The sequence below is a fragment of the Luteimonas sp. RC10 genome, assembly GCF_014192745.1.
Lineage (GTDB): Bacteria > Pseudomonadota > Gammaproteobacteria > Xanthomonadales > Xanthomonadaceae > Luteimonas.
This window is the reverse complement of sequence record NZ_JACHYJ010000007.1, coordinates 21,754-46,130: the sequence shown is the minus strand read 5'-3', so window position 1 is coordinate 46,130 and position 24,377 is coordinate 21,754. Positions and strand designations below refer to the sequence as shown.

Sequence of the window (24,377 nt, the reverse complement as noted above, 5' to 3'; positions counted from 1 at the left end):
TCGCCAACGCGGTATGCAGACATGAGGCCGGCGCCGGTCCTGATCGGGCTGCTCGTGGTCTGGGGCCTGGCCGGGGTGGCGGCCTCGCTGTGGCCGTCCGCGGTGCTGCCGTGGCAGGCGATCGGTGCGCTCTTGCTGGCGCTGTCGATCGGCGACCTGGCAGTGCTGGCGCGCCGACCCACGCCGGATGTCGTGCGCACAGTCCCCGAGGCCTGGCCGATCGGCGTGACTCGCCCGGCGGTGCTGCAGATCGAAGGCGGTGCACGCGTGCAGCACCTGGATGTGCACGACCTGCATCCGCCGGACTGGGAAGTGACAGGCCTGCCGCGGCGGCTGCGACTCGAACCCGGCACGGTCGTCCGGGTCGAGTACCGGCTGCGCCCGATCCGGCGCGGCGAGGCCGCCTTTGATGGCGTGCAACTGCGCTTGCGCTCACCGCTGGCCCTGTGGCGACAGCGGCGCGATGCCGGCACGCGGCAGCGCGTGCGCGTGTTCCCGAACTTCGCGCCGTTGACCCGGCTCGCGCTGCTCAGCGCCGACCAGGCCTCGCGGCTGGTCGGTGCGCACATCAAGCGGCGACGCGGCGAGGGCACAGATTTCCACCAGATGCGCGAGTACCGCGTCGGCGACAGCCTGCGCCAGATCGACTGGAAGGCCAGTTCGCGCGCGCGCAAGCTGATCTCGCGCGAGTATCAGGACGAGAAGAACCAGCAATTGATCGTCGTGCTCGACACCGGGCGGCGGATGCTCGCCCAGGACGGTGCGCTGTCGCACTTCGACCACGCACTCGATGCTGCGCTCGTCGTGTCCTATCTCGCATTGCGCCAGGGCGATGCGGTCGGCCTGCTGGCAACCGGCGGCGACGCGCGCTGGATGGCGCCGCAGCGCGGCATGGGCGCAGTCGACACGCTGCTGCGCGTGAGCTACGACCTGCAACCGCAGGCGGTGGCGACCGACTACCTGGCCGCGGCGACCGAGCTGTCGCTGCGCCAGCGTCGGCGCGGCCTGCTGATGCTGGTGACCAACCTGCGCGACGAGGACATCGAGGATGTGCTGGCCGCGGTGCGCATGCTGCAGAAGCGCCACCTGGTCGTCGTCGCCTCGCTGCGCGAGCGCGCGCTCGACGAGGTGCTCGACGCCGAAGTACGCGATCACGACGACGCCGTGCGCGCCGGCGCCACTGCGCGGTACCTGGCCCAGCGCCAGGCGGCGCACGATGCGCTGCGCAACCACCGCGTGACCGTGCTCGACGTCACTGGCGAGCAATTGCCGTCCGCACTCGTCGAGCGCTATCTGGCGATCAAGCGCGACGGCATGCTGTGAGGCGGGCGCCAGTTCACGCGATGCGCATGCGACCGCGCTAGGCTGCCCACGCGCGCCAGGACGCCGCGCAGGGGGAGGGTCCGGCCGCGATGCCCGCCATCGGAGGAATCGCCATGCTTACCGTTTGCTGCCAAATCCCATCCGCGGCCACTCGCCGCTCGCGCGCGCTGCGTCTTGTCGCGGCCACTGCGCTGCTCGCCCTGCTGTCGGCCTGCGCGGCCACGGTACAGCGACCGGCCGGCGTGCCGGAGGAACCGGTCGTGTTCGGGGGCGACGTGCGCCAGGTCGTGCTGGTGGTCGAGGGCAGCGATACCGCACGCGCGTCCGACGACTGGTCGCAGTTCCGTGCGCTGTGGGACGAGGCGATCCGCAATGCGACATCGGCCGCCGGGATGCAGGGCAGCGTGCGCGACAGCCGGCCGGCCACGCTCGATCCGCCGGGCGTCGTGGTGATGCTGCGCGTGGACAGCTACCGCTATGTGTCGACCGGCGCCCGCATCGGCCTGGGCGTGATGACCGGCAATGCGCACATCAAGGCCAGCGCGCAGTTCGTCAAGCAACCCGGGGGCCAGGTCGTCGCCACGCGCAGCTACGACACGACATCGAGCGCCTGGCAGGGCGTCTTCGCGCCGATGACCACCAAGCAGGTGCAGGCGATCGCAGACCGCATCGTGGCCGAGGTCCGCGCCGGCAGTTGATCGGCCGACGCGGTGCCCGGTCGAATCAGCTGCCGAGGTGGAAGTAGGGCTCGACCGTGCCCTTGAGCTTGACCGTCAGCGGCTGGCCGCGGCGGTCGAGCGCACGGCCGGCCGCGACCCGGATCCAGCCTTCGCTGACGCAGTATTCCTCGACGTCGCGGCGCTCGTTGCCGTTGAACCGGATGCCGATGCCGCGGTTCATCGCGTCCGCATCGTAGTGCGGGCTGCGCGGGTCGTTGGACAGGCGGTCGGGCGGTGTGTCGGTCATGGCGGTCGGCATCGCGATCGGAAAGGGCGAAAGGATACCGCCGCCGACGGCCGGCTTCATCTGCGGCGCTGCGCTCAGGGCGCCAGGCCGCGTCCCTGACGCCGCGCGTTGTCGATCACCGCGCGCACCAATGCGCGGTCGTGGTGGCGCGAGATCGGCATCGCGCCCAGCGCGATCGCGCGTTCGCGCAATGCGGCGGTGACATCGTAGTGGGCGCCGCTGGTGCGGTTCTGGAATGCGCGACGCGGGATGCCGAGCTGCGCGGCGAAGGCATGCAGCTCGTCGAGCGTGTCCGCCAACAGGTGCGCCCAGCGTTCGCCGCGCCACAGGTGCACCGCATCATCGACGTAGACGGTCATGCCGGGTCTGCACATCGGCGTCATTGCCGGTTGTCCATGATAGCGCCCGGATGCGGCCGCGCGCCTGCGGCGGTCGTGTGTTTCCCGGCATCGAATGGCCTGCGACGCGCGCGCGTGTCGCATATCGCGTCGTGGCTGAAAACCCCGGGTTTTCCCTGCGTTTTTTGCGTATCCGCATTCCGCCGGATTTGGGCTTGGCGCTGCGAATCGTTAAAATGGCCGATTCGTGTCGATTCATCGAGTGTTTCGAGGAGGGCAGACCTGTTGTGAGGATGCGTGGTTTCAAATGGGTGGTATGTGGTGTCCTGGCAGGCGCAATGCCTGTCGTGTCGGCCGATGACGGTGCCGACGCCGGACGCAGTCTCGAGCTTGGCGGCGCGGTCCGCTTCAACTACGGATGGCTCGACTATGGGCCGACCAGCGGCCTGCAGACCGAACTGGTCCGGGTCGACGCCAAAGGCCATGCAGGCCCTGCCTTCTTCTCCCTGCAGTACCGCTGGTACGACGGCTTCGACGCCGTCCATCACGCCTACGCGGGTTGGCGCCTGGAGGACGGCCGCGATGGCGGCCCGGTGTCCGACATCCGCGCCGGTGTCCAGCAGGTGCCGTTCGGCCTGTTGCCGACGGCCTCGCACAGTTTCTGGTTCGGCTCCGGCTACTACCTGGGCATCGAGGACGACTATGACCTGGGCGTGGTGTGGCAGCGCCAGCACGGCGCGCACCAGTGGCATGCGGGCGTGTTCTCGGGCGACGAGTACGGCACCGGCGCCAACTTCGACCGCTACTCCTTCGACGTCGCGACGACCGAGGACCTGCCGTATCGCGAGCGCGAGCGCGCGATCGTGCGCTACGAGCGCAGTGGCACGCGCGGCGGTTGGGACACGGCCTACGGCGCGTCGGCATTCACCGGCCGCATCGAGAATCGCATCGACGGTCGCAAGCACGATCACACCGGCGCGGCGCTGCACGGGCAGTGGACCCGCGGTCCGTTGACGCTGCAGGCGCAGTGGGCGCGCTATCGCTACGACAATCCCGAGTCGCGGATCGCGATGTCGGCCTTCATGTTCCCGTTCGAGATCGCTGCGCAGGCCGACGTGCCGACGTTCAATGTCGCCTGGGACATGCAGCGCACAGGCTGGTTCGACAGCATCACCTGCTACAACAACGCCAGCGCGACGCTGCCTGTCGGTCATGATCCAGGCCTGCGTGATTCGATCCAGAACGTCACCGGCTGCAGCTTCGGCAAGGGCGTGATGCTGACCTACGTCGACTGGATTGCCGGCAAGAACATGTGGTTCGCCGGCGGCCCGGGCATCGGCGTGCGCGATCCGGCCAATGACGGCTGGCACTCCCGGCTCAACGTCAACATCGGCTTCTACTTCTGATCGCAGGCCGGGCGCTGCCCGGCCCACGCTCCGGTGGCGGCCTTGCCGCCGCTTTCACCTGGACACGGCGGCGCCTGGCACAGGCTGCAGCCCGACGCCGTGCCCCGCATGAGGACTTTCCATGAACGACTCTCCCGCGCACCCGGCCCCCGAGCCGGCCGCACCGCCGGAACGCTGGCACTCGCGCATCCTCGGCCCGGTGTTCTACCCGTCGGCGCTGATCGTGCTGGCGCTGGTGGTGCTCTCGTTCGTCGTGCCCGAGGCGACCGAAACCGCGTTCGGCCATGCCAAGACCTGGGTCGCCAATGACGCGGGCTGGTTCACCGTGCTCGCGGTGGCAGGCTTTCTGGTGTTCATCATCGGTATCGCGGTCAGCGGTTTCGGGCGAATCAAGCTCGGCCCTGACCACAGCCGGCCCGACTACAGCTATGTCACCTGGTTTGCGATGCTGTTCGCGGCGGGTATGGGCATCGGTCTGATGTTCTTCGGCGTGGCCGAGCCGATCATGCATTACGCCGAGCCGCCGATCGGTGATCCGCAGACGATCGCCGCCGCACGGCAGGCCATGCGCATCACCTTCTTCCACTGGGGCATCCATGCCTGGGCGATCTATGCGGTGGTGGCGCTGTCGCTGGCCTACTTCGCCTACCGCCATGGGCTGCCGCTGCGGATCCGCTCGTCGCTGTACCCGATCATCGGCGAGCGCATCCACGGCCCGATCGGGCACGCGGTCGATACCTTCGCGGTGCTGGGCACGATCTTCGGCCTGGCGACCTCGCTGGGCCTGGGCGTGATCCAGATCAACGCCGGTCTGAACTACCTGTTCGACATCGCGGTGGGGACGACGACCCAGATCGTGCTGATCACGGTGATCACGCTGATCGCGACCGGGTCGGTGGTCAGCGGCCTGGATCGTGGCGTGCGCCGGCTCTCGGAGCTCAACATGATCATGGCGGTCGCGTTGCTGGCGTTCGTGCTGATCGCCGGGCCGACGGTCTACCTGATGCAGACCTTCGTGCAGAACACCGGCATGTACGTGTCGAACCTGTTCTCGATGACCTTCAATCTCTACGCCTACGAGCCGACCAGCTGGCTGGGCGGCTGGACGTTGTTCTACTGGGGCTGGTGGATTGCCTGGTCGCCGTTCGTGGGCATGTTCATCGCGCGCATCTCGCGCGGCCGCACGATCCGCGAGTTCGTCGTCGGCGTGTTGTTGGTGCCGCTGGGCTTCACGTTCCTGTGGATGACCATCTACGGCAACACGGCCTTGCACATGGTCATGGTCGACGGCGTGACCCAACTGGTGGATGCGGTGGCCGCCGACAGCTCGGTGGCGATCTTCCAGTTCCTGGAAAACCTGCCGTTCTCGACGATCACGTCCGGCCTGGCGACCGCGCTGGTGGTGATCTTCTTTGTGACCTCATCGGACTCCGGCTCGCTGGTCATCGACATGCTCACCACCAAGGGTGAGGAGGAGTCGCCGGTGTGGCAACGCATCTTCTGGGCGCTGGCCGAGGGCGCGGTCGCGATCGCGCTGCTGCTCGCCGGTGGTCTGGCCGCGCTGCAGGCCGCAACGATCGCATCCGCACTACCGTTCACCGTGGTCATGATCCTGATGTGTTGGGGCATGGTGCGCGCAATGCGGTTGGAGGTGGTCAAGCAGGTGAGCACCCGCGAGGCGCGGTTGGCGCCGACCGGCTTGGGGGGCGGCGGCGACTGGAAAGTGCGCCTGCGCGCGCTCGCCCATCACCCGCTGCAGAAGGAAGTGCTGGCCTACTTGCAGTCGCAGGTCCGGCCCGCGTTCGAAGATGTCGCCACCGAACTGCGCAAGCAGCACCTCGAGGTGCAGGTCGACAGCGGCGAGGACGGTCGGGTCTGGCTGCAGGTCGGCCATGGCGAGGAGATGGACTTCTACTATTCGGTGCGACCGATTCCCTATGAGCCGCCGAGCTTCATGCTCGACGACCCGCGCCGGCGCAGGAAGGATTCCGATCGCTACTATCGCGCCGAGGTGCATCTGCGCGAGGGCGGACAGGACTACGATGTGATGGGCTGGCGTCGTGACGAGCTGATCCACGACGTGCTCGACCAGTACCAGCGTCATATCCACTTCCTCAACGTGGTGCGCTAGCGCCCCGCAGGACCGCAACGCAAAAGGCCGCGCAGATGCGCGGCCTTTTGTTGTGGGTCGTTGGCCCGATGATGTGTCGGGCGCGGGCGTTCAGCGCTGGGCGAGCGCGGGGCGCAGTTCGCGCCGCAGCCAGTCGTCGATGAGTTGCTTCTCGTAACGCAAGGCGTCGCTGCTCATGGTGCTGCCGGCGCGCTGCAGAAAGCCCATGTCGCGCAGTTCGCGCGGCCCTTCGGCGACGATCGTGCCGGACGCGTCGCGCAGTACGAAGTCCAGATCGATCCGCGGCGGGTAGTGGTCCTTGACGATGCGGACATGGTCGAGTTGCGGACCACGCCAGGGTTCGTACATGCCGGCGCGGCGGATGTCGTTGATCGTGACCTCGAGCGTGCTGCCGGGCGGCAACTCGCGCTCGGCGCGCCGGCGGATGTGCTCGGCGATCTGCACGACCCAATTGCCGCGGCGCGCCTCCCAGCGATTGCCGCTCTGGCGGATGTCGGAAAACGCGTCCGGGTCGCCCCATTGCACCGACACCGGACTGTCTCCGGGCAGCACCCTCGGGATCTCGGGGTCGGTCACGTCGCTGCGTGCCAGCACCGGCGCGGCGATCGCGGTCAAGGCGGCGGCAAGCAGCAGGGGCAGGGAACGGCGGTTCATGGCGGTGACTCCCTCGCGTGCGGGGCCCGCACGGCGCATCGGACAGGAATTGGAGCATGCGCCGGGTGGGCTTAACCCGCAATCAAGGAGGCCGGTTCAGTCGAGCAGGAAGGCATGCAACCGCGCCTGCGCGCACGGCAGCGCCCGGCGCGTGGCGGCCAGGCAGGCGAGCGTCAGACCAGAGAGCGTGCCGCCCCAGGCGACGGCGTGGGGCGGCACCGGCAAGCCGTTCATCAGCACCTGCGGGTGCTCCGCCCTGAGTGGGGTCTTAAGCCGGCCAAGCAGCCGCGTCCAAGGGCGCGTGGCATCGGCGCATTCTCGGGCGTGGCGCTCGCGACACAGCCGGCACAAAGGAAAAAGGCCGCCCCTTGCGGGGCGGCCTTGCCTAAGGTCGCGGCCGTGGCCGCTCAGCCCTTCACGCACACCACCTGTCGCAGGGTGTGCACGATCTCCACCAGGTCCGACTGCGCCGCCATGACCGCCTCGATGTCCTTGTAGGCGGCCGGGCTTTCGTCGATGACCGCCGTGTCCTTGCGGCATTCGACGTGCGCGGTCGCCTCGCGGTGCTGCGCCAGCGTGATCTGCTGCCGGGCGGCGGTGCGGCTCATCACGCGGCCGGCGCCGTGGCTGCAGCTGTGGAAGCTGTCGCCGTTGCCCAGTCCACGCACGATGAAGCTCTTGGCGCCCATGCTGCCCGGGATGATCCCGAGCTCGCCGGCCCGCGCACTCACCGCGCCCTTGCGGGTCACGTACAACGCCTGCCCTGCGTGCGATTCCTTCTGCACGTAGTTGTGGTGGCAGTTCACCGCCAGTTTCTCGAGCTGGAACTTCGGCAGCCGATGGCGCAGCTCGGCCAGTACCCGCGCCATCATCGCCTCGCGGTTCTCGCGGGCGTAGTCCTGCGCCCACGACACCGCCTCGACGTAGTCCTCGAACAGCGGCTCGCCCTCCATGAAGAACGCCAGGTCCCGGTCGGGCAGGTGGAAGCCCAGCACACGGTGTTCGAGCTGCTTGCGTGCCTGCTCGATGAAGTAGGTGCCGATCAGGTTGCCGGTCCCGCGCGAGCCCGAATGCAGCATCACCCACACGGCATCGGATTCGTCGAGACACAGCTCGATGAAGTGATTGCCACCGCCGAGCGTGCCGATCTGGCAGTCCAGCTTGTCGGTGCGGATCCGGCGGTGCTTCTGCTTGATTGCGTCCAGGCGCTCGACCAGCCCGGACTGCGCGATGCGCGTGCCGATGCTGTCGGGCAGCGTCCGGTGTTCGCCGCCGCGGCCGTTGCCGACCGGCACCGCGCGCTCGATGCTCGAGCGGATCTGGGCCAGGCTGTCGGGCAGGTCCTTCGCGCGCAACGTGGTGCGCACCGCGGCCATGCCGCAGCCGATATCCACGCCGACCGCGGCCGGAATGATCGCGCCGCGCGTCGGGATGACCGAACCAACGGTCGCGCCCTTGCCCAGATGCACGTCCGGCATCACCGCCACCCACGGCCCGACGAAGGGGATCGCGGCGATGTTGCGCAACTGCGCGTGGGCCTGGTCATCCAGCGGCACACCACGCACCCAGCCTTTGATCGGCGTGGCGCTGCCTTCGGCATGTAGGAATTGAAATTGCGATGGGGGACTCATGTCTTGCTTTCCTTGGATGGTCCCGCACGCTGCATCCTTGCACCGCGCGGGGAATGGCTATTTCAACGTCACCAACTGCTTCAGCACGCCGTCCAGGCCGCCGAACACGGTGAGCGTGTCGATCTTCTCGGTCACCTTTTCCAGCGCCTCCAGTTCCTTGAGACGCATGAGCACCGGCGAGTCCTCGATCAGCTTCGCGGTGTTGAGCAGCGAACGTGTGGCGTTCGCTTCCTCGCGCCGACGGATCACGTTGGCCTGGGCCGCCTTCTCCGCCTGCACCACCTCGTTGAGGATCGTCTTCATCTCGCCGGGCAGGATCACGTCCTTGACGCCGACGCCAAGCACTTCGACGCCCAGGCCGGCCACCTGGCCGCGCACGTACGCGAAGATGTCCGCGTCCAGCGAGGCCTTGTCGCCCAGCAGTTCGTCGAGGGTGCGCGTGGCGACCACCTTGCGCAGGCCGTACTGCAGCTCGCGGTACAGGTGATCGCTGGACTTCGCGACCTTGGTCCGCGCGGCGACCGGGTCGGTCACACGTACGCTGGCCGCGAGGTTCACGCGCAGCGACACGCGGTCGCGGGTCAGCAACTCCTGGCCCGACACCTCGACCGACTGCACGCGCAGGTCGACCACGTCGGCGACCACGTTCTTCTGGAAGTTCCAGAACGCGTAGGCGCCGGGGCCGAGTGTTTCCAGCAGCGAGCCATCGATGAAGACCAGGCCGGCCGCCTCCGCCGGCACGTCGACGACCACGGCGACCTTCGACAGCAGGCCGAGCTGACGCAAGCGACGCAGTACGTCCGGGCGCACGGCGAGGCCGTCGGCGAGCGATACGCGCTCGACGGCGACATCGACCAGTCCGCGCCAGTACAGCCGGCGTGCGCCGGGCGTCAGCACGTCCTCGAGCTTGCCGTGCCGGAACACGAGGCCGACTTCGTCGGCTCCGATGTCGGCATACACGAACACCTCGTCCAGCTGTCCGCCCAGGCGCGCGATCAGCGCGTCGGCGTCGTGGCCACCATAGACTGGTGCGGAAATGTCGTACGTGCGCACCTCGACCCGGTGCAACGGGTCGAACATGCGATGTACGCCGGGCGCGAGGACGCGCTCGAACTGACGGTTGCGATACACCAGGCCGCGCTCGCCGTCACCGATCACGACCCGCCTGGTCCAGAACATGCTGTGGACATGCACGGCACTCTCTCCTTGGTTGTTGGCACTGGTGGTCCGATCCGGATGTCGATGTCGCCGCGATGGATCGGTTTCCGCGGCGGCAGTACGTCGCATCGCGGTGCGTGCGATGCGTTGCGGGCGGACCCGCGAGGAAGATGGACGCGGCCCTGGCATCGCCGTCGCGGAGCGCGGCGTGCTCGCGGCGCGGAGACAGCGCCCAGGCATGAACGTCGCGACGGGGCGCGGCGGTGCGCAGGCGGTCCGCGCGCCTCGTGGACGCTGGCCCGGTGACGGATCCGCTGCGACGGTTCGCGGCATCGACAGGCCGGAGCCTGCTGCGCGCGACACGCCGCGCGGGCCGTGTCCTGGTATGGAACTCGCGTTCCGGGTCATGACGTGACAGGTCATGCTTGGAGCGGGAGTCGAACCCGCGACACTCGGATGAGAAGTCCGATGCTCTACCCAACTGAGCTATCCAAAGGTGGACGAACCGGATTCGAACCGGTGACCAACGGTGGTTCCGCTGCTCTGCCCCTGAGCTATCGCCCGCTCGTCGCACCATCGTCTCGCACGCGCCGGCATGCGCCACGGCAGTGCCGCGCGCACCGGACGGGATCGCAACCCGTACCGCAAGCTTGTGTCCGTCGATGGTCCGATCGGCACCTTCCGGCGCCGATCCGTTCTGCAGGCCGCAACCGCCCGTCGTCCGTGCCCGGCATCAGGGCACAGCGTTCCTGCCATCAAATGGCGAACGCCTCACGACATAATCCCCCGTTAATCGGGACCGGTTTTCCCGGATGCCTCGGGGGTCGAATGCGGAACCTGCTGATCTGTTGCACACGCGTATTCGAACGCACAAACAAAACGCCCCCGGATGTGGCATCCGAGGGCGTTCGCGTGCCTCGGAGATCGGGGTGCCGACCTCCTTGGAATCCGAGGAGGTCAGTCGAGAATGTGGCCGCGCGCGCGGTGCGCCGCCCGCTGCGCGCATGGCGCCGCTTCGCGCTGAGCGCGCGGCAGGCAGGGCATGTCGGCGGGAAAGAAGGTGGTGTTCATGGCGTCGCGCTTGTTGTGGAAACGTAAGGTGACCGGATGGGCGCGCACATTACACGGACTTAATCATCCGTTCAAGTGAATCGGCCGAATTCATTTCGGGCTGAAGAACGGTTGATTATCCCCGCGGCAGAGGTGCATGCCACGATCACGCCATGCGGCACCTGGAACGCATACGATCGGCGCATGCGCAAATGGCTCCCATGGCTATGCTGCACGATCGGACTGCTGACTGCCGACCTCGTCCATAGCGAGGATCGCGTCGACAGGCTGGCGTCGGTGGCGCCAGGGCTGGATCGCGAGGTGCTCACGCTCGCACTGCAGGCACGGGATTGCGCCGCGCGGACGCGCGATGTCGGCCACCGGCTGGCGGTGATCGACTACTCGCGGCCTTCGACCGAGGTCCGTCTTTGGGTGCTCGATCTGGCGCAGGCGCGGCTGCTGCATGCCGAGCATGTCGCCCACGGACGCGGCAGCGGCGGCAACCTGCCGACGGTCTTCTCCGATGTCGAGGGCAGCTACCAGTCCAGCCTGGGGCTGTTCGCGACCGCCGAGACCTACACCGGCCAGAACGGTTACTCGCTGCGCCTGGATGGATTGGAGCCGGGCATCAATGGCCGCGCCCGCGAGCGGCTGATCGTCATGCACGGGGCCGACTACGTCGATCCCGACCAGGCTCGGCGGCAGGGACGGCTGGGGCGCAGTTGGGGGTGTCCGGCGGTGCGCACCGCGGTGGCGCGCGCGGTGATCGATGCCCTCAAGGACGGCCAACTGCTGTTCGCCTATGCCGACGATCCCGGCTGGCGACAGGGCTCGGCCTTGCTGCACTGTCCGGCCCGCTGAACGCGCGGCGGAGGCTTCACATGGCCGGCGCAGCGGACGCGGAACCATGCCGGCATCCCCGTTGCAGGAGCGCCCCGATGACGCCATCCCGATCCCGTCCCGTCCGCTGGATGACCGCCTGCCTGGGGCTGCTGCTGAGTTGCGCGCCGGCGATCGCCCAGGACCGAGCGCAGGCGGATGCCGGGACTGCGCTGACGCCCGAGTCGGTCAATGCGGCGACGGTCGACGGCGGCGATGCGGCGATGCTGCGCGCGCAGGTGCTGCTCGACCGCGCGCATTTTTCGCCGGGTGAGATCGATGCGGAAGGCGGCACCAACACCACGCGCGCGATCGCCGCCTTCCAGCGCTTCCACGGCCTGGAGGCGAGCGGCACGCTGGATGCGCGCACCTGGCAGGCGCTCACCGCCGATGCCGTGCCGGCATTGACGACGCACACGCTGACCGCCGCCGAGGTCGCCGGTCCTTTCGTGGCACTGCCCGAGGACATGATGGAGAAGGCCAAGCGCCAGGCGCTGGGCTTCGAGAGCCTGGCCGAAGCGCTGGGCGAGCGTTTCCATGCCGCGCCGGCGCTGCTGCGCCGGCTCAACCCCGGGGCCCGCTTCGAAGCTGGTGCACGGATCGTGGTTCCGAACACGGCCGATGCCCCGGCATTGGCGAAGCCCGAGCGGGTGGTGGTCAGCAAGTCCGATTCGGTGGTGCGGCTGGTCGATGGCGCGGGCAAGGTCTACGCGCAGTTCCCGGCGTCCACAGGCAGCGAGCACGATCCGCTGCCGATCGGCGAGTGGAAGGTCGAGGGCGTGGCCGAGGACCCCACGTTCCACTACAACCCGGACCTGTTCTGGGATGCCGACCCGGGCCACGCCAAGGCCACGTTGGCGCCGGGCCCCAACAACCCGGTCGGCACGGTCTGGATCGATCTGTCCAAGCCGCATTACGGCATTCACGGCACGCCGGAGCCGGCGAACATCGGCAAGACCCAGTCGCACGGCTGCATCCGGATGACCAACTGGAGCGCGCGTCAGGTCGCCGGTGTCGTCGGGCCCGGCGCCGTCGTGTTGCTGGAGGAATAGGCCATGACCCGAGCCGGCCTGTGGATCGCGCTCGCGGCGGTGCTTGCGCTGGCGAACGCGGCGGTATTCCTGTGGCGCGGCGGCGCCGCGCGCGATGCCGCGTCGCCCGTGGCCGTCGAGGCCGCGCCGTCGCCGCCGGCGTCAGATCCGAGGCCGGCCGACACCTTCGCAGCGAGCGCTGCATCGGCGCCTGCTGCGCCCGTGCCGAACGTCGCGCCCGTGGCGGCGCCCGAAGCGACGCCTGCGCCCGCCGCGGGCGGGGACGCGGACACGCCCCCTCAGCTATTGCTACCAGTGCAGGGCATCGCGTTTGCCGATGTTCGCGACACGTTCGACGATGCGCGCGGCAGTGAGCGCCGGCATGAGGCGCTCGACATCATGGCGCCCGCCGGCACGCCGGTGCTGGCGGCGGCCGACGGCACCATCGAGAAGCTGTTCACCAGCGACCGCGGCGGCCTGACGATCTACCAGTTCGAGCCCACCAGCACCTGGTCGTACTACTACGCGCATCTGCAGGCCTATGCGCCCGGCATCGCCGAGGGCGTGCAGGTACGGCGCGGCGATGTCATCGGCAGCGTCGGCAGTACCGGCAACGCCGATCCCGCCGCCCCGCATCTGCATTTTGCGGTGTTCCGGTTGACGCCCGAACGCCAGTGGTGGACCGGCACGCCGGTCAATCCGTATCCGTCGCTCGAACGGCCCTGACTAGGGCGCGAGTAGCGGTCGCAGCGCCGGCCAGACGTGATCGAGAATCTTCGCCTGCGCCTCGGCGGTGGGATGCAGGTTGTCGTCCTGGAAGTTGGCGCGGTCGTTGGCGACCGGTTCGAGCAGGAACGGCAGCAATGCGACATCGAACGTGTTGGCCAGCAGCCGGTAGTTGGCCTCGAAGCCGCGCGTGTAGTCCGGGCCGAGATTGGGCGGCATGCGCATGCCCACCAGCAGCACGCGCGCGCCGACGTGCTGCGAGGCGCCGATCATCCGGGCCAGATTGCGCCGGGCCTCGGCCAGCGGAAGCCCGCGCAGGCCGTCATTGGCGCCCAGCGCGATGACCACCACCTGCGGGCGCTCGCGCACGACCGCCTGCACGATCCGGGACGCGCCGCCGGCGGTGGTCTCGCCGGAGATGCTCGCATTGACCACCCGCCAGTCCGGCGCCTCGTGCTGCAGCCGTTGTGCGAGCAGGCCGACCCAGCCTTGCGCGGCGGACATGCCGTAGCCCGCCGACAGTGAATCACCCATGACCAGCAGCGTCTTGGCCTGTGGATCGGTGGCAGGGCGCGCCGTACCGGCCTGGGCCTGTGCTAGAACGGGCAGGGCCAGCAGACACGCCAGCATCCAGCGCGCCACGCGCGCTTGCATCGGGCGGCGCGTGGCCGCAGTTCCCAGTGTCATCTCCCATGTCTCCGGTTGGTCGGCGGTGCCGCATCGCGATGGCGCGCCCGGCTGGCGTGAACAGTGAAGGATATCTATGCACGACGGTTCCCCCCTGCAAGATGAAGCCGCGCGTGCGGCGCATTGTGCGCTCGACGTCGATGGGCTGGGCAAGCGTGTGGCGCTGCCGTCCGGGGACCTGACGATCCTGCAGGACGTCGGCTTCCGCATCGGGCATGGCGACACGGTGGCGATCGTCGGCGCTTCGGGCTCGGGCAAGAGCACGCTGCTGTCGCTGCTGGCCGGGCTCGACACACCGAGCGCGGGCCGCGTGCTGCTTGATGGCGCGCCGATCTCCACCCTCGACGAGGACGGCCGGGCGCGGGTGCGCGGCGAGAAGGTCGGCTTCGTGTTCCAGAGCTTCCAGTTGCTGCCGTCGCTGACCGCGCTGGAGAACGTGATGCTGCCGTTGGAACTGCGCGGCGACCGCGATGTCGAGGCGCCGGCGCGCGAGGTGCTGCAACGTGTCGGTCTTGGCGAGCGCCTGGGCCACTATCCGCGCCAGCTCTCGGGCGGCGAGCAGCAGCGCGTGGCGCTGGCGCGCGCGTTCGTGACCCGGCCATCGCTGCTGTTCGCCGACGAGCCGACCGGCAACCTGGACACCGCGACCGGCCAGGCGATCGTCGACCTGCTGTTCGCGCTCAATGCCGATGCCGGCACCACGCTGGTGCTGGTCACCCATGACGACCGTCTGGCCGCGCGCTGCGCGCGGCGCCTGCGCATCGACAGCGGCCGGCTCGTCGGCGACGAGGCGCTGGCCGCATGAGGATCGCAGGCCTCGCCTGGCGGCAGTTGCGCCGCGACTTCAAGGCCGGCGACATCCGCATTCTGTTCGCCGCCCTGGTGCTTGCGGTGGTCGCGGTGACCGCGGTGGGCTTCGTCACCGACCGCGCCGAGCGTGCACTCGCGATCGAGGCCAACCGCTTGCTCGGCGGCGACGCAGTGGTGCGCGGCGATGCGCCGATCGACGGCGCGCTCCGCGCAGCCGCCGATGCGCCGGGCCTGCGCGCGGTCGAGACCGTCGAGCTCGACAGCATGATTCGGGTCGGCGAGGGCGATGCGGCCAATCTGCGCCTGGGCGATGTCCGCGCGCTCGGCGACGGCTTCCCGCTGCGCGGCAGCTTCCGGATCGACCGCGGCGATGGCGTCGAGCGCGACGCGCAGACGGTGCCCGCGCCGGGGACCGTGTGGATGAGCCGGGCCGGCGCGGACACGCTCGGTGCGGCGGTCGGCGACACCGTGCACCTGGGCGAGCGCAGCTTCCGTCTCGCCGCGCTGGTGCTGCAGGAGCCCGATGCGTCGATCGACTATTTCAATGTCGCGCCGAAGGTGTTCCTGCACCTGTCCGACCTCGCGGGGACCGGGCTGATCCAGCCGGGCAGTCGCATCGGGTATCGGCTGGTCGTCGCCGGCGACGCCAACGCCGTCGACGGCTTCACTCGCCTGGCGCGTGCGCAACTGGGCCGCGGCCAGCGTGTGGAGACGATCGGCGACGCGCGTCCCGAAGTGCGCTCTTCGCTCGATCGCGCCGGCCGCTTCCTCGGGCTGGCGGCGCTGGTCTCGGTGATCCTGGCGGCGGTCGCGGTGGCAATGGCCGCGCGCCAGCATTCGGCCCGGCATCTGTCGGCGGTGGCGGTGATGCGCTGCATGGGCGCGCAGCAGCGCACGCTGGTCGGCATCCACGTCGGCGAGTTGCTGCTGCTCGGGCTGGTCGCCTGCACCTTGGGCGTTGCGATTGCGTTCGGTCTGCAATGGGGCGTCGGCCGCTGGCTCGAATCGCTGCTCGGGCTGTCGATCCCGGCCGCCGGCGTGCTGCCCGCGCTGCAGGGCTACGGCGTCGGTCTGGTCGTGCTGCTGGCCTTCGGCGCGCCGCCGGTGCTGGCGCTGCGTCGGGTGCCGGCGCTGCGTGTGCTGCGCCGCGACCTCGGCGGCTTCGAGCCCAGCGCCTGGCTGGTCGGGCTGGCCGGCTTTGCCGGTCTGGCAGCGCTGCTGTGGTGGAAGGCTGGTTCGGCGGCGCTCGGTGGCGCGATGCTGGCCGGCATCGCGGCCACGTTCGCCGTGCTGGCGCTGCTCGCCTGGGGGCTGATCGCGCTGGTGCGCGCGCTGCGTTCAAGGCTGCGCGGCAGCCTGCGCTATGGCCTGGCCAATGTGAGCAGGCGCGCGGGCACCAGCGTCGCGCAGATCAGCGCACTCGGCCTGGGCCTGATGGCGCTGTTGCTGCTGACCTTCGTGCGCACCGACCTGCTCGATCGCTGGCAACTGTCGATCGGCCAGGATGCGCCGAACCGCTTCATCATCAATGTGCAGCCCGACCAGCTCGACGCCGTGCGCGGTTTCATTGCCGAGCAGGCGGTCGAGCCGCCGGTGCTGTTCCCGATGGTGCGTGCGCGCCTGCTGGCGCGCAATGGCGAGCCGGTGCGCGGCGACGATTACCTGGGGCGCAGCGGTGACGAGGCGCAGGACCGCCAGGCCCAGCGCCGGGCCGAGCGCGAGTTCAACCTGTCGATGCAGGGTGCGCTGCGTGATGACAACCAGATCACCGCGGGTACGTACTGGGGCGACACGGTGCCGGCGACGCCGGAACTGTCGGTCGAGGAGGGCTTCGCCAAGGACTTGGGCTGGCAGATCGGCGACCGCATCGCGTTCGATATCGCCGGCCAGCGCTTCGAGGCGCCGATCACCAGTCTGCGCAGCATCGAGTGGGAGAGTTTCCGGCCGAACTTCTTCGTCGTCGCCTCGCCCGGCGCGCTCGACGGCTACCCGGCCAGCCATATCACCGCGGTACGCGTGCCGCCGGAGCGGCCGCGCTTCACCGCCGATCTGGTGCAGCGCTTCCCGAACCTGTCGGTCGTCGACATCGACGCAGTGCTGACCCAGGTGCGCAGCACCGCCGATCAGGTCTCGACCGTGGTGCAGGTGGTGTTCTGGTTCTCGCTCGCCGCCGGCGTGCTGGTGCTGCTGGCGGCTGTGAGTGCCAGTCAGGACGAACGCCTGCTCGAAGGCGGGGTGATGCGCGTGCTCGGCGGTCGGCGCGCGCAGTTGCGCCTGGCACAGGCCTCGGAGTTCGCGGCGATCGGCCTGCTGTCGGGCGTGGTCGCCGCCCTGGCCGCGTCGGTGCTTGCCGGCGTGGTCGCGGTGCAGGTGTTCGACCTGCCGTGGCGGCCGAACTGGGCGCTGGCCGCGGCCGGCGGCGGCATCGGCGTCGGCATGACGCTGATCGCCGGCCTGTGGGCGACCCGCCGCGTGCTCGACGCGCCGCCTTCGGTGACGCTGCGCGAACTGCAGGACTGAGACGGCCGGGCAACGCGTGCGCGCTGCCCGGCCCGAGGGTCATTCGATCACATCCTCGGCCGCGTCGAAGCGGCGGGCGTATTCGCGTTCCGTGCTGACCCGCAGCACCTCCTCGCCGGGCAGCTCGGGCGCGCCGTAGACGGCGTAGGCGACCCCGTCCGCCCTGCGGCCGACCAGATGCAGGCGGTAGCGCGACTGACCGCTGCCGGTCTCCGGCGGGTAGTGCTTCGGCGGTTCCGTGCCGTCGAGGTCGAGCTCGTTGTTGTCGATGACGCCGCCGACGAACAGTGCACGGATGGGCATCACGGTCTCCTTTGGGTGGGGAAGGCCCGGTCATCGTGCCGGCGTGGATGTTCGCGATGCATCAACATCGCGTTGGAATCGCGATGGGCTGCGCATCGGGCTTGCAGACACCCGGCAGGCCTCGGGCGGCGGTCCCGGTGGAGCGGTCCCGGTAGAATCGCCGGCTGTTTCCCTGGACCCTTCGCGATGGCCGACCCTGCGCTCGATGCGCTGTTCCTCCCGTTCGAGCAGCGGCTGCTGCCGTGGCCGCAGGCCGGTGCACTGTTCCTGCGGGCGCGGCCGGGCGTGGCGACGACCGGTGGCCGGTGGCCCGGCCTGCTGTGCGAGCAGAGCCTGGCGCCCTTGCACACGGCGCTGCAGCGCGCGGGCCTGGAGACGCTGCCGCAGACCGATGATGGCGAGGGCCCGGCGCTGCCGGAGCGGCCGCTGGTGCTGGCGCTGCCACCGCGCCAGCGCGACGAGGCGCGGGCGTTGCTGGCACGCGCGCTGGCGGCGGTCGCACCCGGCGGCTGGGTCGTGGCCAGCGTCGCCAATGACGAAGGGGCGAAGTCCGCGCAGGCCGACCTGGCCGCGCTCGCCGGCAACATCGGCGCGCTGTCCAAGCACAAGTGCCGGGTGTTCTGGGCGCAGCGCGATGCGCGCGGCGACGAGGCATTGCGCGCGCGCTGGGCGGCGCTGGACGCACCGCGCCCGATCCTCGGCGGCCGGTTCGTCAGCCGGCCCGGCGTGTTCGCCTGGGACCGGATCGATCCTGCATCGGCGCTGCTGACCGCGCACCTGCCCACGACGCTGGCCGGGCACGGTGCCGATCTCGGCGCAGGCTACGGTTTTCTGGCGGCCGAGGTGCTGCAGCGCTGCCGGGGCGTGCGCGCGCTCGACGTGATCGAGGCCGAGGGCCGCGCGCTGGCGCTGGCCCGACGCAATCTGACCGGGCTGCGCGACGATGTGGCGCTGGACTTCCAATGGCGCGATGTCACCGCGGGCTTGCCGCGGCGCTACGACTTCATCGTCAGCAACCCGCCGTTCCATGCCCACGGGCGCGAGGAGCGGCCCGAGTTGGGACGGGCGTTCATTGCCGCGGCCGCCGACGCGCTGGCGCCGGGCGGCAGCCTGTGGCTGGTCGCCAACCGGCACCTGCCCTATGAGGACGTGCTCGCCGCACGCTTCGGCCAGGTGCGCGAGGTCGCCGCGCAAGGCGGCTTCAAGATCGTGCACGCGGAGCAGGCGCGATGAAGCTGGTCAAACTGCTCGCCAACCTCGGCTACGGCAGCCGCAAGCAGGTGGCGTGGATGTTCCGGGAAGGCCGCATCACCGATGCCGGCGGCGAGGTGCTCTATGCCGACGACCGCGTGGCGCATGCGGACATTCGCGTCGACGGCGAACCGCTCGACCCGCCGCAGGGCCTGACGCTGCTGCTGCACAAGCCGACCGGCTACACCTGCTCGACCAAGGACACCGGCCGGCTGGTCTACGACCTGCTGCCGCCGCGCTTTCGGCTGCGCGCGCCGGCGCTGTCGACGGTCGGGCGCCTGGACCGCGACACCAGTGGCCTGCTGCTGTTCACCGACGATGGCCAGCTGCTGCACCGGATCATCTCGCCGAAGGCCGCACTGCCCAAGGTCTACGAAGCGACGCTGGCGCAGCCGCTGCGCGGCGACGAGACCGCGCTGTTCGCCAGCGGCACGCTCATGCTCGAGTCGGAGACCACGCCACTGCTGCCCGCCACGCTTGAGGTCGTCGCCCCCACGCATGCACGGCTGACCATCGTCGAAGGCCGCTACCACCAGGTCCGACGCATGTTCGCGGCCGTCGGCAATCACGTCGTCGCGCTCCACCGCAGCCGCATCGGCGGCCTGTCGCTGGGCGACCTGCCCGAAGGACAGTGGCGCCCCCTCGACGCCGCCGACCTGACCACTCTCTTCGGCTGACCACAACCGGGGTCAGAGTCGATTTTCTCAGAACCCGGGTCAGCGTCGAATTTCCAACAGTGATGTCCCACGCCTGGTGGCTTCGGGGAAATTCGACTCTGACCCCGGTTTTGGACCCAGCTTCTGTCAGGCGTCCCAGCGGCGCAGGGCGAGGCTGGCGTTGGTACCGCCGAAGCCGAAGCTGTTCGACAGTACGGTGCGCAGCTGGGCGGGGCGGCTTTCGCGGACCAGCGGCAGGCCTTCGGCTTCGGGGTCGAGGGTGTCGACATTGATCGAGCCGGCGATGAAGCCGCGTTCGAGCATCAGCAGGCAGAAGATCGCTTCATGCACGCTGGTCGCGCCGAGCGAGTGGCCGGTCAGCGACTTGGTCGACGAGAACGGCGGCATCGCCTCGCCGAACACCGTACGCATCGCACGCAGTTCGCTGACATCGCCGACCGGCGTCGAGGTGCCGTGTGTGTTGATGTAGTCGATGCTGCCGTCGAGGCTATCGATCGCCATGCGCATGCAGGCGATCGCGCCGTCGCCGGAAGGCGCGACCATGTCGACGCCGTCGGAGCTGGCGCCGAAGCCGACCAGTTCGCCGAGGATCGTCGCGCCGCGCGCCTGCGCGTGCTCCAGGCTCTCGAGCACCAGCGCGCCACCGCCGCCGGCGATCACGAACCCGTCGCGATCGGCGTCGTACGGCCGCGAGGCGCGGGTCGGCGTGTCGTTGTAGCGGCTCGACAGCGCGCCCATGCCGTCGAACAGCATCGCCATGCCCCAGTGCGCCTCCTCGCCGCCGCCGGCGAAGACCACGTCCTGCAGGCCGGCCTGGATCTGCTGCGCGGCCACGCCGATGCAGTGCGCCGAGGTCGCGCAGGCCGAGGAGATCGAGTAGTTGAGGCCCTTGATGCCGAATGCAGTGGCCAGGCACGCCGAGACCGTGGAGTTCATCGTGCGTGTGACCTGATACGGGCCAATCCGGCGCACGCCCTTGTCGCGCAGCACGTCGGCCGAACCAATCAGGTTTTCCGGCGAACCGCCGCCCGAGCCCATGATCAGGCCGGTGCGCGGGCCGGAGATCGCGTCGTCGGCCAGACCCGATTGCGCGATCGCGTCACGCAGCGCCAGATAGGCGAAGCCGGCGGCATCGCCCATGAAGCGGCGCAGCTTGCGGTCGATCAGCGCGTCGAGGTCGACATCGGGCATGCCAGAGACCTGGCTGCGCAGGCCTTGTTCGGCATGGCCGGCGTCGAAGGCGATGCCCGAGCGGCCCTCGCGCAGCGAGGCGGCGACGGTGTCGAGATCGTTGCCGATGCACGAGACGATGCCCGCGCCGGTGATCACGACGCGGCGTGCGGTCGGATTCAGGCTCATGCGGCCTCGTCGCGCATGAACAGCCCCACGCGCAGGTCGCTGGCGGTGTAGATCTCGCGTCCGTCGACGAGCATGCGCGCATCGCCGATGCCCAGGATCAAGCGCCGCTTGATCACGCGCTTGATGTCGATCTCGTAGCGCACCAGCTTGGCGTCGGGGCCGACTTCGCCGGTGAACTTGACCTCGCCCACACCCAGCGCCCGGCCGCGGCCGGGCAGTTGCTGCCACGTCAGGTAGAAGCCGACCAATTGCCACATCGCATCCAGGCCCAGGCAGCCGGGCATCACCGGATCGCCCTGGAAGTGGCACTGGAAGAACCACAGGTCCGGGCGCACGTCGAGCTCGGCGTGGATCTGGCCCAGCCCGTGTGCACCGCCATCGTCGTCGATGTGGGTGATGCGGTCGAACATCAGCATCGGCGGCAGCGGCAGGCGGCCGCTGCCCGGCGCGAACAGCCGGCCCTCGCCAGAGGCGATCAGTTGTTCGTAGCTGAAAGAATCCTTCATCGACGCGTGGACCGGGGAAGTGAGGCGGACGGCGATTATTGCGGAATGCGTGCGGCATTGCCCGTACGCACGGGTACGCTGAATGGGCCTTCGCGTCGATGCGGGGTAGAATCGAACGCGTGTCCACGCCCTCGATGTCCGCCACCGTGTTGCCATCTCCGCAGGGGTTCGCCCTGCCGTCGCCGCCTGCCGGGGTGGTGTTCGACATGGACGGCCTGATGCTCGAAAGCGAGCGCGAAATCCTCGATTGCATGCGTCTGGCGGCCGCCGAGCAGGCGCAGGACATCGAGCCCGATTACTGGCGCGCGATGATCGGCCACAGCGACAGCATCTGCCGCGCACGTCTGGTCGAACGCATCGGCGAACCGGCTGCGGCTGCGCTGTTTGGTCGCAGTCAGGCCTTGTATCTGGCGCGGGCCGAAGCCGGGATCGCGCATCGTCCGGGCATCGTCGCGTTGCTGGATCTGCTGGCCGAGCGCGGCATCCCGCGCGCGGTCGCAACCTCCACGCGGGCGCCGTTGGCGCAGCGCAAGCTCGCCGCCGCCGATCTGCTGCGGTACTTCGATGCGGTGTGCACCAGCAGCGATGTCGCCCATCCCAAGCCGGCGCCGGATGTCTACCTGCTCGCGGCCGAGCGGCTGGGCGTGTCGCCGGCGCGGTGCCTGGCGTTGGAGGATTCGCCGACCGGCGTGCGCGCCGCGCTCGCGGCCGGCATGACCACGATCCAGGTGCCCGACCTGCTGCTGCCCGACGACACGGTGCGGGCACTCGGTCATCACATCGTCGATTCGCTCGACCAGGTCCGCGCGCTGATCGAGGCCGCGGACTAACCGCCGCGGCCTGCGGGCGCACGTGGCGGCATCACGGTCTCTCGTGCCAGACCACATCCATCTGCCGCGCCGTGCGCACTGCCAGGTCGCGACCGGCGAGCCGCGCGACCAGGTGCAGGCTCATGTCGATACCGGCGGCGATGCCGGCCGACGTGACGACAGCGCCCTCGTCGATCCAGCGCACGTCCGCGCGCACGTCGATGTCCCGGTGGCGCGCGCGCAGGGCGTCGAGGTCTTCCCAATGCGTCGTCGCCGCGCGGCCCGAGAGCAGGCCGGCCTCGGCCAGCAGGAACGCGCCGGTGCACACCGAGGCGACGATCCCGGCCTCGTCGGCGCGCGCGCGGATCCAGTCGATCGTGCGCGCGTCAGCGAGTTCGGCATCGACCACGCCGCCGGGCACCAGCAGCACGTCGACCCGCGGGCAGTCGGCGAAGCCGTGATCGGGCAGCACCCGCAGCCCTGCGCGTGCGCGGACCGGTGCGGCCTCGCGTGCGACGGTGAACACCGCGAACGGCGGCGGGGCTGTTGGGCGCAGGCGCGAGGCGACCCGGCTCGCGGTCGCGAAGACCTCGAACGGCCCGGCGAAGTCGAGCACCTCGACCTCGGGATAGAGGTGGATCGCAACCGCCTGCGTCTGCGACGGGCGGTCAGCGATGGACATCGTCATCGTCCTGCGGCTCGTCGGCGTGCGCGAGCATGTCCACCAGCATGTCGCGGATATGCGCATCGGCGGTCGCGTAGAACACCTGGCGTTGGCGCCGTTCGCCGCGCACCAGTCGCGCGCCGCGCAGCAGGCGCAAGTGATGGCTGACCAGCGGCTGCGAGGCACCGGTGCGACGGGCGATCTCACCGACCGGCACCGGGCCATCGAGACAGGTCAGCAACACGCGCAGCCGGGTCGGATCGCCGAGCAGGCGGAAGGTGCCGGCAAGGATCTCGACATGCTCTGAATCGGGGGCGGTCTCGACTTCAGGCGCAGATGTGCTCAATGCGGGCCTCCCGGCTTCGCTGCGTCCGGGATGCGATCGGTGGCATCAGCATCGTCGTGGTCGTGGTCGTGGTCGTGGTCGTGCGTGTGCGCGTGGCCATGCGATGCCCGATGGCCGGACTCCAGCGCGCAGGCATCGTGCGGTGCGTGCACGACCTCGACCGTCGTGTGGCCGATCGAGAACCGGTCGGCCAGCGCGCGCTTGACCGCCGGCACCACACGGGACGCCGCTGCGTCCTCGTCGAGGGCGAGCTCGAGGGTCGCCAGCACCCGGCCCGAGGTGATCGACCACACATGCACGTGGTCGACACCGGCGACGCCGGGCACCTGCTCGCGCAGGTGGGCGCGCAGCGCCTCGATGTCGATGTCCGGCGGGGTCGCCTCCATCAGGATGTCGAAGGCACCGCGCAGCAGCGCCCAGGCACTGCGCAGGATCAGCAGGCAGACCAGCACCGAGAGGATCGGGTCGATCGGCATCCAGCCGGTGAAGTGGATCACCAGCGCAGCCACGATCGCGGCCACCGAGCCGAGCAGGTCGCCGAGCACGTGCAGCGTCGCGCCCTTGATGTTGACGTGCGACTGGTCGCCGCGATGCAGGATCCAGAACACCAGGCAGTTGACCAGCAGGCCGACGACCGCGACCGCCAGCATCGGCCCGGCGAGCACCTCGCCCGGATGCCGCAGGCGCTGCACCGCCTCCCAGGCGATCCACACCACCAGCGCGAACAGCGTGATCGCATTGATCAGCCCGGCCAGCACCTCGATGCGCATGTAGCCGAAGGTGCGCCGGGCATCCGAGGCCCGGCGGCCGATGCGGAAGCCCAGCCAGGCGAGCAGCAGCGCCGCGGCGTCGGTGAGCATGTGCCCGGCGTCGGCGATCAGCGCCAGCGAGCCCGACAGGACCCCGCCGACCATCTCGACCACCATGAAACTGGCGGTCAACGCGAAGCCGGTCAGGACGGCGCGTTCGTTCGCGGCCGAGACCGACGGGGCATGCGCGTGATCATGGTCGTGCGCATGGGCATGCGCCTTGTGCGCGGTGTGGTCGTGGGCGTGCGACATCGGGAGAATGGGGGGTGTGAAAGTGTCTACATATAAGCATGTATTTATGTTTTGAGGAAGTGCCGGCGCACGCCTGCCGTCGAGCGGCGAG

At 69.6% G+C, this 24,377-nt stretch carries 25 protein-coding genes and 2 tRNA genes; 12 read left to right on the top strand and 15 right to left on the bottom strand.

Annotated elements, in window-relative coordinates; all coding sequences use genetic code 11:
• Positions 1-21 precede the first annotated feature (21 nt).
• Positions 22-1,323 carry a DUF58 domain-containing protein gene (locus FHW73_RS12890; RefSeq protein ID WP_183427152.1) on the top strand — a complete coding sequence of 434 codons (1,302 nt, stop codon included), beginning with the start codon at positions 22-24 and terminating at the stop codon, positions 1,321-1,323.
• A gap of 113 nt (positions 1,324-1,436) precedes the next feature.
• Positions 1,437-2,021 carry a DUF4410 domain-containing protein gene (locus FHW73_RS12885; protein ID WP_183427151.1) on the top strand — a complete coding sequence of 195 codons (585 nt, stop codon included), beginning with the start codon at positions 1,437-1,439 and terminating at the stop codon, positions 2,019-2,021.
• A 25-nt stretch (positions 2,022-2,046) separates the two neighbouring features.
• On the opposite strand, the gene FHW73_RS12880 is transcribed toward FHW73_RS12885, so the two are convergent.
• Positions 2,047-2,289, bottom strand: coding sequence for a DUF3297 family protein (locus tag FHW73_RS12880; protein WP_183427150.1), 243 nt, complete (start codon positions 2,287-2,289; stop codon positions 2,047-2,049).
• Between the two features lie 74 nt (positions 2,290-2,363).
• Positions 2,364-2,648, bottom strand: a complete 285-nt coding sequence (locus FHW73_RS12875) for a DUF4031 domain-containing protein (protein WP_183427149.1) — start codon at positions 2,646-2,648, stop codon at positions 2,364-2,366.
• A gap of 317 nt (positions 2,649-2,965) precedes the next feature.
• Here FHW73_RS12875 and FHW73_RS12870 point away from each other — a divergent pair, with 317 nt between their 5' ends.
• Together FHW73_RS12870 and betT are read left to right on the top strand one after the other, a co-directional pair.
• Positions 2,966-4,033, top strand: coding sequence for a hypothetical protein (locus FHW73_RS12870; RefSeq protein WP_255492975.1), 1,068 nt, complete (start codon positions 2,966-2,968; stop codon positions 4,031-4,033).
• 121 nt (positions 4,034-4,154) lie between these two features.
• Positions 4,155-6,164, top strand: coding sequence for a choline BCCT transporter BetT (gene betT / locus FHW73_RS12865; protein WP_183427148.1), 2,010 nt, complete (start codon positions 4,155-4,157; stop codon positions 6,162-6,164).
• Between the two features lie 90 nt (positions 6,165-6,254).
• Here betT and FHW73_RS12860 read toward each other — a convergent pair whose 3' ends face one another.
• From FHW73_RS12860 to FHW73_RS12835, 6 genes are all read right to left on the bottom strand, one after another.
• Positions 6,255-6,818, bottom strand: coding sequence for a DUF3016 domain-containing protein (locus FHW73_RS12860; RefSeq protein WP_183427147.1), 564 nt, complete (start codon positions 6,816-6,818; stop codon positions 6,255-6,257).
• A 96-nt stretch (positions 6,819-6,914) separates the two neighbouring features.
• Complete coding sequence (locus FHW73_RS12855) at positions 6,915-7,052, bottom strand: hypothetical protein (RefSeq protein WP_183427146.1); 138 nt, start codon at positions 7,050-7,052, stop codon at positions 6,915-6,917.
• A 173-nt stretch (positions 7,053-7,225) separates the two neighbouring features.
• Positions 7,226-8,449 (bottom strand): RtcB family protein, encoded by a 1,224-nt coding sequence (locus FHW73_RS12850; RefSeq protein ID WP_183427145.1) that lies wholly within the window; start codon positions 8,447-8,449, stop codon positions 7,226-7,228.
• A gap of 57 nt (positions 8,450-8,506) precedes the next feature.
• Positions 8,507-9,628: a slipin family protein gene (locus tag FHW73_RS12845; RefSeq protein WP_183427347.1), complete on the bottom strand. Its 1,122-nt coding sequence runs from the start codon at positions 9,626-9,628 to the stop codon at positions 8,507-8,509.
• Between the two features lie 401 nt (positions 9,629-10,029).
• Positions 10,030-10,101: transfer RNA gene (locus FHW73_RS12840), tRNA-Arg, on the bottom strand.
• A 2-nt stretch (positions 10,102-10,103) separates the two neighbouring features.
• Positions 10,104-10,171: transfer RNA gene (locus FHW73_RS12835), tRNA-OTHER, on the bottom strand.
• 690 nt (positions 10,172-10,861) lie between these two features.
• Between FHW73_RS12835 and FHW73_RS12830 the strand changes: the two genes are divergently transcribed.
• The 3 genes from FHW73_RS12830 to FHW73_RS12820 all read left to right on the top strand — a co-directional run bounded on the left by FHW73_RS12830 (position 10,862) and on the right by FHW73_RS12820 (position 13,293).
• Positions 10,862-11,518, top strand: a complete 657-nt coding sequence (locus tag FHW73_RS12830; RefSeq protein ID WP_183427144.1) for a murein L,D-transpeptidase catalytic domain family protein — start codon at positions 10,862-10,864, stop codon at positions 11,516-11,518.
• Between the two features lie 77 nt (positions 11,519-11,595).
• On the top strand, positions 11,596-12,588 hold the full coding sequence (locus tag FHW73_RS12825) for a L,D-transpeptidase (protein WP_255492974.1): 993 nt from the start codon (positions 11,596-11,598) through the stop codon (positions 12,586-12,588).
• Between the two features lie 3 nt (positions 12,589-12,591).
• Positions 12,592-13,293, top strand: a complete 702-nt coding sequence (locus FHW73_RS12820) for a M23 family metallopeptidase (RefSeq protein ID WP_183427143.1) — start codon at positions 12,592-12,594, stop codon at positions 13,291-13,293.
• On the opposite strand, the gene FHW73_RS12815 is transcribed toward FHW73_RS12820, so the two are convergent.
• Entirely contained in the window at positions 13,294-13,980 is a 687-nt protein-coding gene (locus FHW73_RS12815; protein WP_255492973.1) for an arylesterase, read from the bottom strand. It abuts the gene before it with no gap.
• A gap of 76 nt (positions 13,981-14,056) precedes the next feature.
• Here FHW73_RS12815 and FHW73_RS12810 point away from each other — a divergent pair, with 76 nt between their 5' ends.
• The gene (locus FHW73_RS12810; protein ID WP_183427142.1) at positions 14,057-14,785 is read left to right on the top strand and encodes an ABC transporter ATP-binding protein; all 729 of its coding nucleotides are present in this window, start codon (positions 14,057-14,059) and stop codon (positions 14,783-14,785) included.
• A complete protein-coding gene (locus FHW73_RS12805) occupies positions 14,782-17,310 on the top strand; it encodes an FtsX-like permease family protein (protein ID WP_183427141.1) in 2,529 nt (842 codons plus the stop codon). The genes FHW73_RS12810 and FHW73_RS12805 overlap by 4 nt, the downstream gene beginning before the upstream one ends.
• A gap of 39 nt (positions 17,311-17,349) precedes the next feature.
• On the opposite strand, the gene FHW73_RS12800 is transcribed toward FHW73_RS12805, so the two are convergent.
• Positions 17,350-17,607 (bottom strand): hypothetical protein, encoded by a 258-nt coding sequence (locus tag FHW73_RS12800; protein ID WP_183427344.1) that lies wholly within the window; start codon positions 17,605-17,607, stop codon positions 17,350-17,352.
• Positions 17,608-17,799: 192 nt separating this feature from the next.
• Between FHW73_RS12800 and FHW73_RS12795 the strand changes: the two genes are divergently transcribed.
• Entirely contained in the window at positions 17,800-18,846 is a 1,047-nt protein-coding gene (locus tag FHW73_RS12795) for a methyltransferase (RefSeq protein ID WP_183427140.1), read from the top strand.
• On the top strand, positions 18,843-19,541 hold the full coding sequence (locus FHW73_RS12790) for a pseudouridine synthase (protein ID WP_183427139.1): 699 nt from the start codon (positions 18,843-18,845) through the stop codon (positions 19,539-19,541). Before FHW73_RS12795 ends, FHW73_RS12790 begins: the two co-directional genes overlap by 4 nt.
• A 126-nt stretch (positions 19,542-19,667) precedes the next feature.
• Here FHW73_RS12790 and fabB read toward each other — a convergent pair whose 3' ends face one another.
• On the bottom strand, positions 19,668-20,900 hold the full coding sequence (fabB, locus tag FHW73_RS12785; protein WP_183427138.1) for a beta-ketoacyl-ACP synthase I: 1,233 nt from the start codon (positions 20,898-20,900) through the stop codon (positions 19,668-19,670).
• A complete protein-coding gene (fabA, locus tag FHW73_RS12780; RefSeq protein WP_183427137.1) occupies positions 20,897-21,406 on the bottom strand; it encodes a 3-hydroxyacyl-[acyl-carrier-protein] dehydratase FabA in 510 nt (169 codons plus the stop codon). Before fabA ends, fabB begins: the two co-directional genes overlap by 4 nt.
• 134 nt (positions 21,407-21,540) lie before the next feature.
• Between fabA and FHW73_RS12775 the strand changes: the two genes are divergently transcribed.
• The gene (locus FHW73_RS12775) at positions 21,541-22,236 is read left to right on the top strand and encodes an HAD family phosphatase (RefSeq protein ID WP_183427343.1); all 696 of its coding nucleotides are present in this window, start codon (positions 21,541-21,543) and stop codon (positions 22,234-22,236) included.
• A 31-nt stretch (positions 22,237-22,267) separates the two neighbouring features.
• Here the strand turns inward: FHW73_RS12775 and FHW73_RS12770 are convergent, their stop codons facing one another.
• Genes FHW73_RS12770 through FHW73_RS12760 form a run of 3 tightly spaced genes read right to left on the bottom strand, consistent with a single transcriptional unit; the run spans position 22,268 to position 24,286 of the window.
• A complete protein-coding gene (locus FHW73_RS12770; protein WP_183427136.1) occupies positions 22,268-22,897 on the bottom strand; it encodes a DJ-1/PfpI family protein in 630 nt (209 codons plus the stop codon).
• A complete protein-coding gene (locus FHW73_RS12765; protein WP_183427135.1) occupies positions 22,884-23,225 on the bottom strand; it encodes a metalloregulator ArsR/SmtB family transcription factor in 342 nt (113 codons plus the stop codon). The genes FHW73_RS12770 and FHW73_RS12765 overlap by 14 nt, the downstream gene beginning before the upstream one ends.
• On the bottom strand, positions 23,222-24,286 hold the full coding sequence (locus FHW73_RS12760) for a cation diffusion facilitator family transporter (RefSeq protein ID WP_183427134.1): 1,065 nt from the start codon (positions 24,284-24,286) through the stop codon (positions 23,222-23,224). The genes FHW73_RS12765 and FHW73_RS12760 overlap by 4 nt, the downstream gene beginning before the upstream one ends.
• Positions 24,287-24,377 lie beyond the last annotated feature (91 nt).

Coding starts and splice junctions, on each gene's coding strand:
- fabB (WP_183427138.1), bottom strand. CDS start 20,900: ATGAGCCTGAATCCGACCGCACGCCGCGTCGTGATCACCGGCGCGGGC.
- FHW73_RS12790 (WP_183427139.1), top strand. CDS start 18,843: ATGAAGCTGGTCAAACTGCTCGCCAACCTCGGCTACGGCAGCCGCAAG.
- fabA (WP_183427137.1), bottom strand. CDS start 21,406: ATGAAGGATTCTTTCAGCTACGAACAACTGATCGCCTCTGGCGAGGGC.
- FHW73_RS12860 (WP_183427147.1), bottom strand. CDS start 6,818: ATGAACCGCCGTTCCCTGCCCCTGCTGCTTGCCGCCGCCTTGACCGCG.
- FHW73_RS12760 (WP_183427134.1), bottom strand. CDS start 24,286: ATGTCGCACGCCCACGACCACACCGCGCACAAGGCGCATGCCCATGCG.
- FHW73_RS12885 (WP_183427151.1), top strand. CDS start 1,437: ATGCTTACCGTTTGCTGCCAAATCCCATCCGCGGCCACTCGCCGCTCG.
- betT (WP_183427148.1), top strand. CDS start 4,155: ATGAACGACTCTCCCGCGCACCCGGCCCCCGAGCCGGCCGCACCGCCG.
- FHW73_RS12795 (WP_183427140.1), top strand. CDS start 17,800: ATGGCCGACCCTGCGCTCGATGCGCTGTTCCTCCCGTTCGAGCAGCGG.
- FHW73_RS12770 (WP_183427136.1), bottom strand. CDS start 22,897: ATGTCCATCGCTGACCGCCCGTCGCAGACGCAGGCGGTTGCGATCCAC.
- FHW73_RS12815 (WP_255492973.1), bottom strand. CDS start 13,980: ATGACACTGGGAACTGCGGCCACGCGCCGCCCGATGCAAGCGCGCGTG.
- FHW73_RS12810 (WP_183427142.1), top strand. CDS start 14,057: ATGCACGACGGTTCCCCCCTGCAAGATGAAGCCGCGCGTGCGGCGCAT.
- FHW73_RS12880 (WP_183427150.1), bottom strand. CDS start 2,289: ATGACCGACACACCGCCCGACCGCCTGTCCAACGACCCGCGCAGCCCG.
- FHW73_RS12775 (WP_183427343.1), top strand. CDS start 21,541: ATGTCCGCCACCGTGTTGCCATCTCCGCAGGGGTTCGCCCTGCCGTCG.
- FHW73_RS12850 (WP_183427145.1), bottom strand. CDS start 8,449: ATGAGTCCCCCATCGCAATTTCAATTCCTACATGCCGAAGGCAGCGCC.
- FHW73_RS12870 (WP_255492975.1), top strand. CDS start 2,966: ATGCCTGTCGTGTCGGCCGATGACGGTGCCGACGCCGGACGCAGTCTC.
- FHW73_RS12830 (WP_183427144.1), top strand. CDS start 10,862: ATGCGCAAATGGCTCCCATGGCTATGCTGCACGATCGGACTGCTGACT.
- FHW73_RS12890 (WP_183427152.1), top strand. CDS start 22: ATGAGGCCGGCGCCGGTCCTGATCGGGCTGCTCGTGGTCTGGGGCCTG.
- FHW73_RS12875 (WP_183427149.1), bottom strand. CDS start 2,648: ATGACCGTCTACGTCGATGATGCGGTGCACCTGTGGCGCGGCGAACGC.
- FHW73_RS12825 (WP_255492974.1), top strand. CDS start 11,596: ATGACGCCATCCCGATCCCGTCCCGTCCGCTGGATGACCGCCTGCCTG.
- FHW73_RS12805 (WP_183427141.1), top strand. CDS start 14,782: ATGAGGATCGCAGGCCTCGCCTGGCGGCAGTTGCGCCGCGACTTCAAG.
- FHW73_RS12845 (WP_183427347.1), bottom strand. CDS start 9,628: ATGTTCTGGACCAGGCGGGTCGTGATCGGTGACGGCGAGCGCGGCCTG.
- FHW73_RS12855 (WP_183427146.1), bottom strand. CDS start 7,052: ATGAACGGCTTGCCGGTGCCGCCCCACGCCGTCGCCTGGGGCGGCACG.
- FHW73_RS12820 (WP_183427143.1), top strand. CDS start 12,592: ATGACCCGAGCCGGCCTGTGGATCGCGCTCGCGGCGGTGCTTGCGCTG.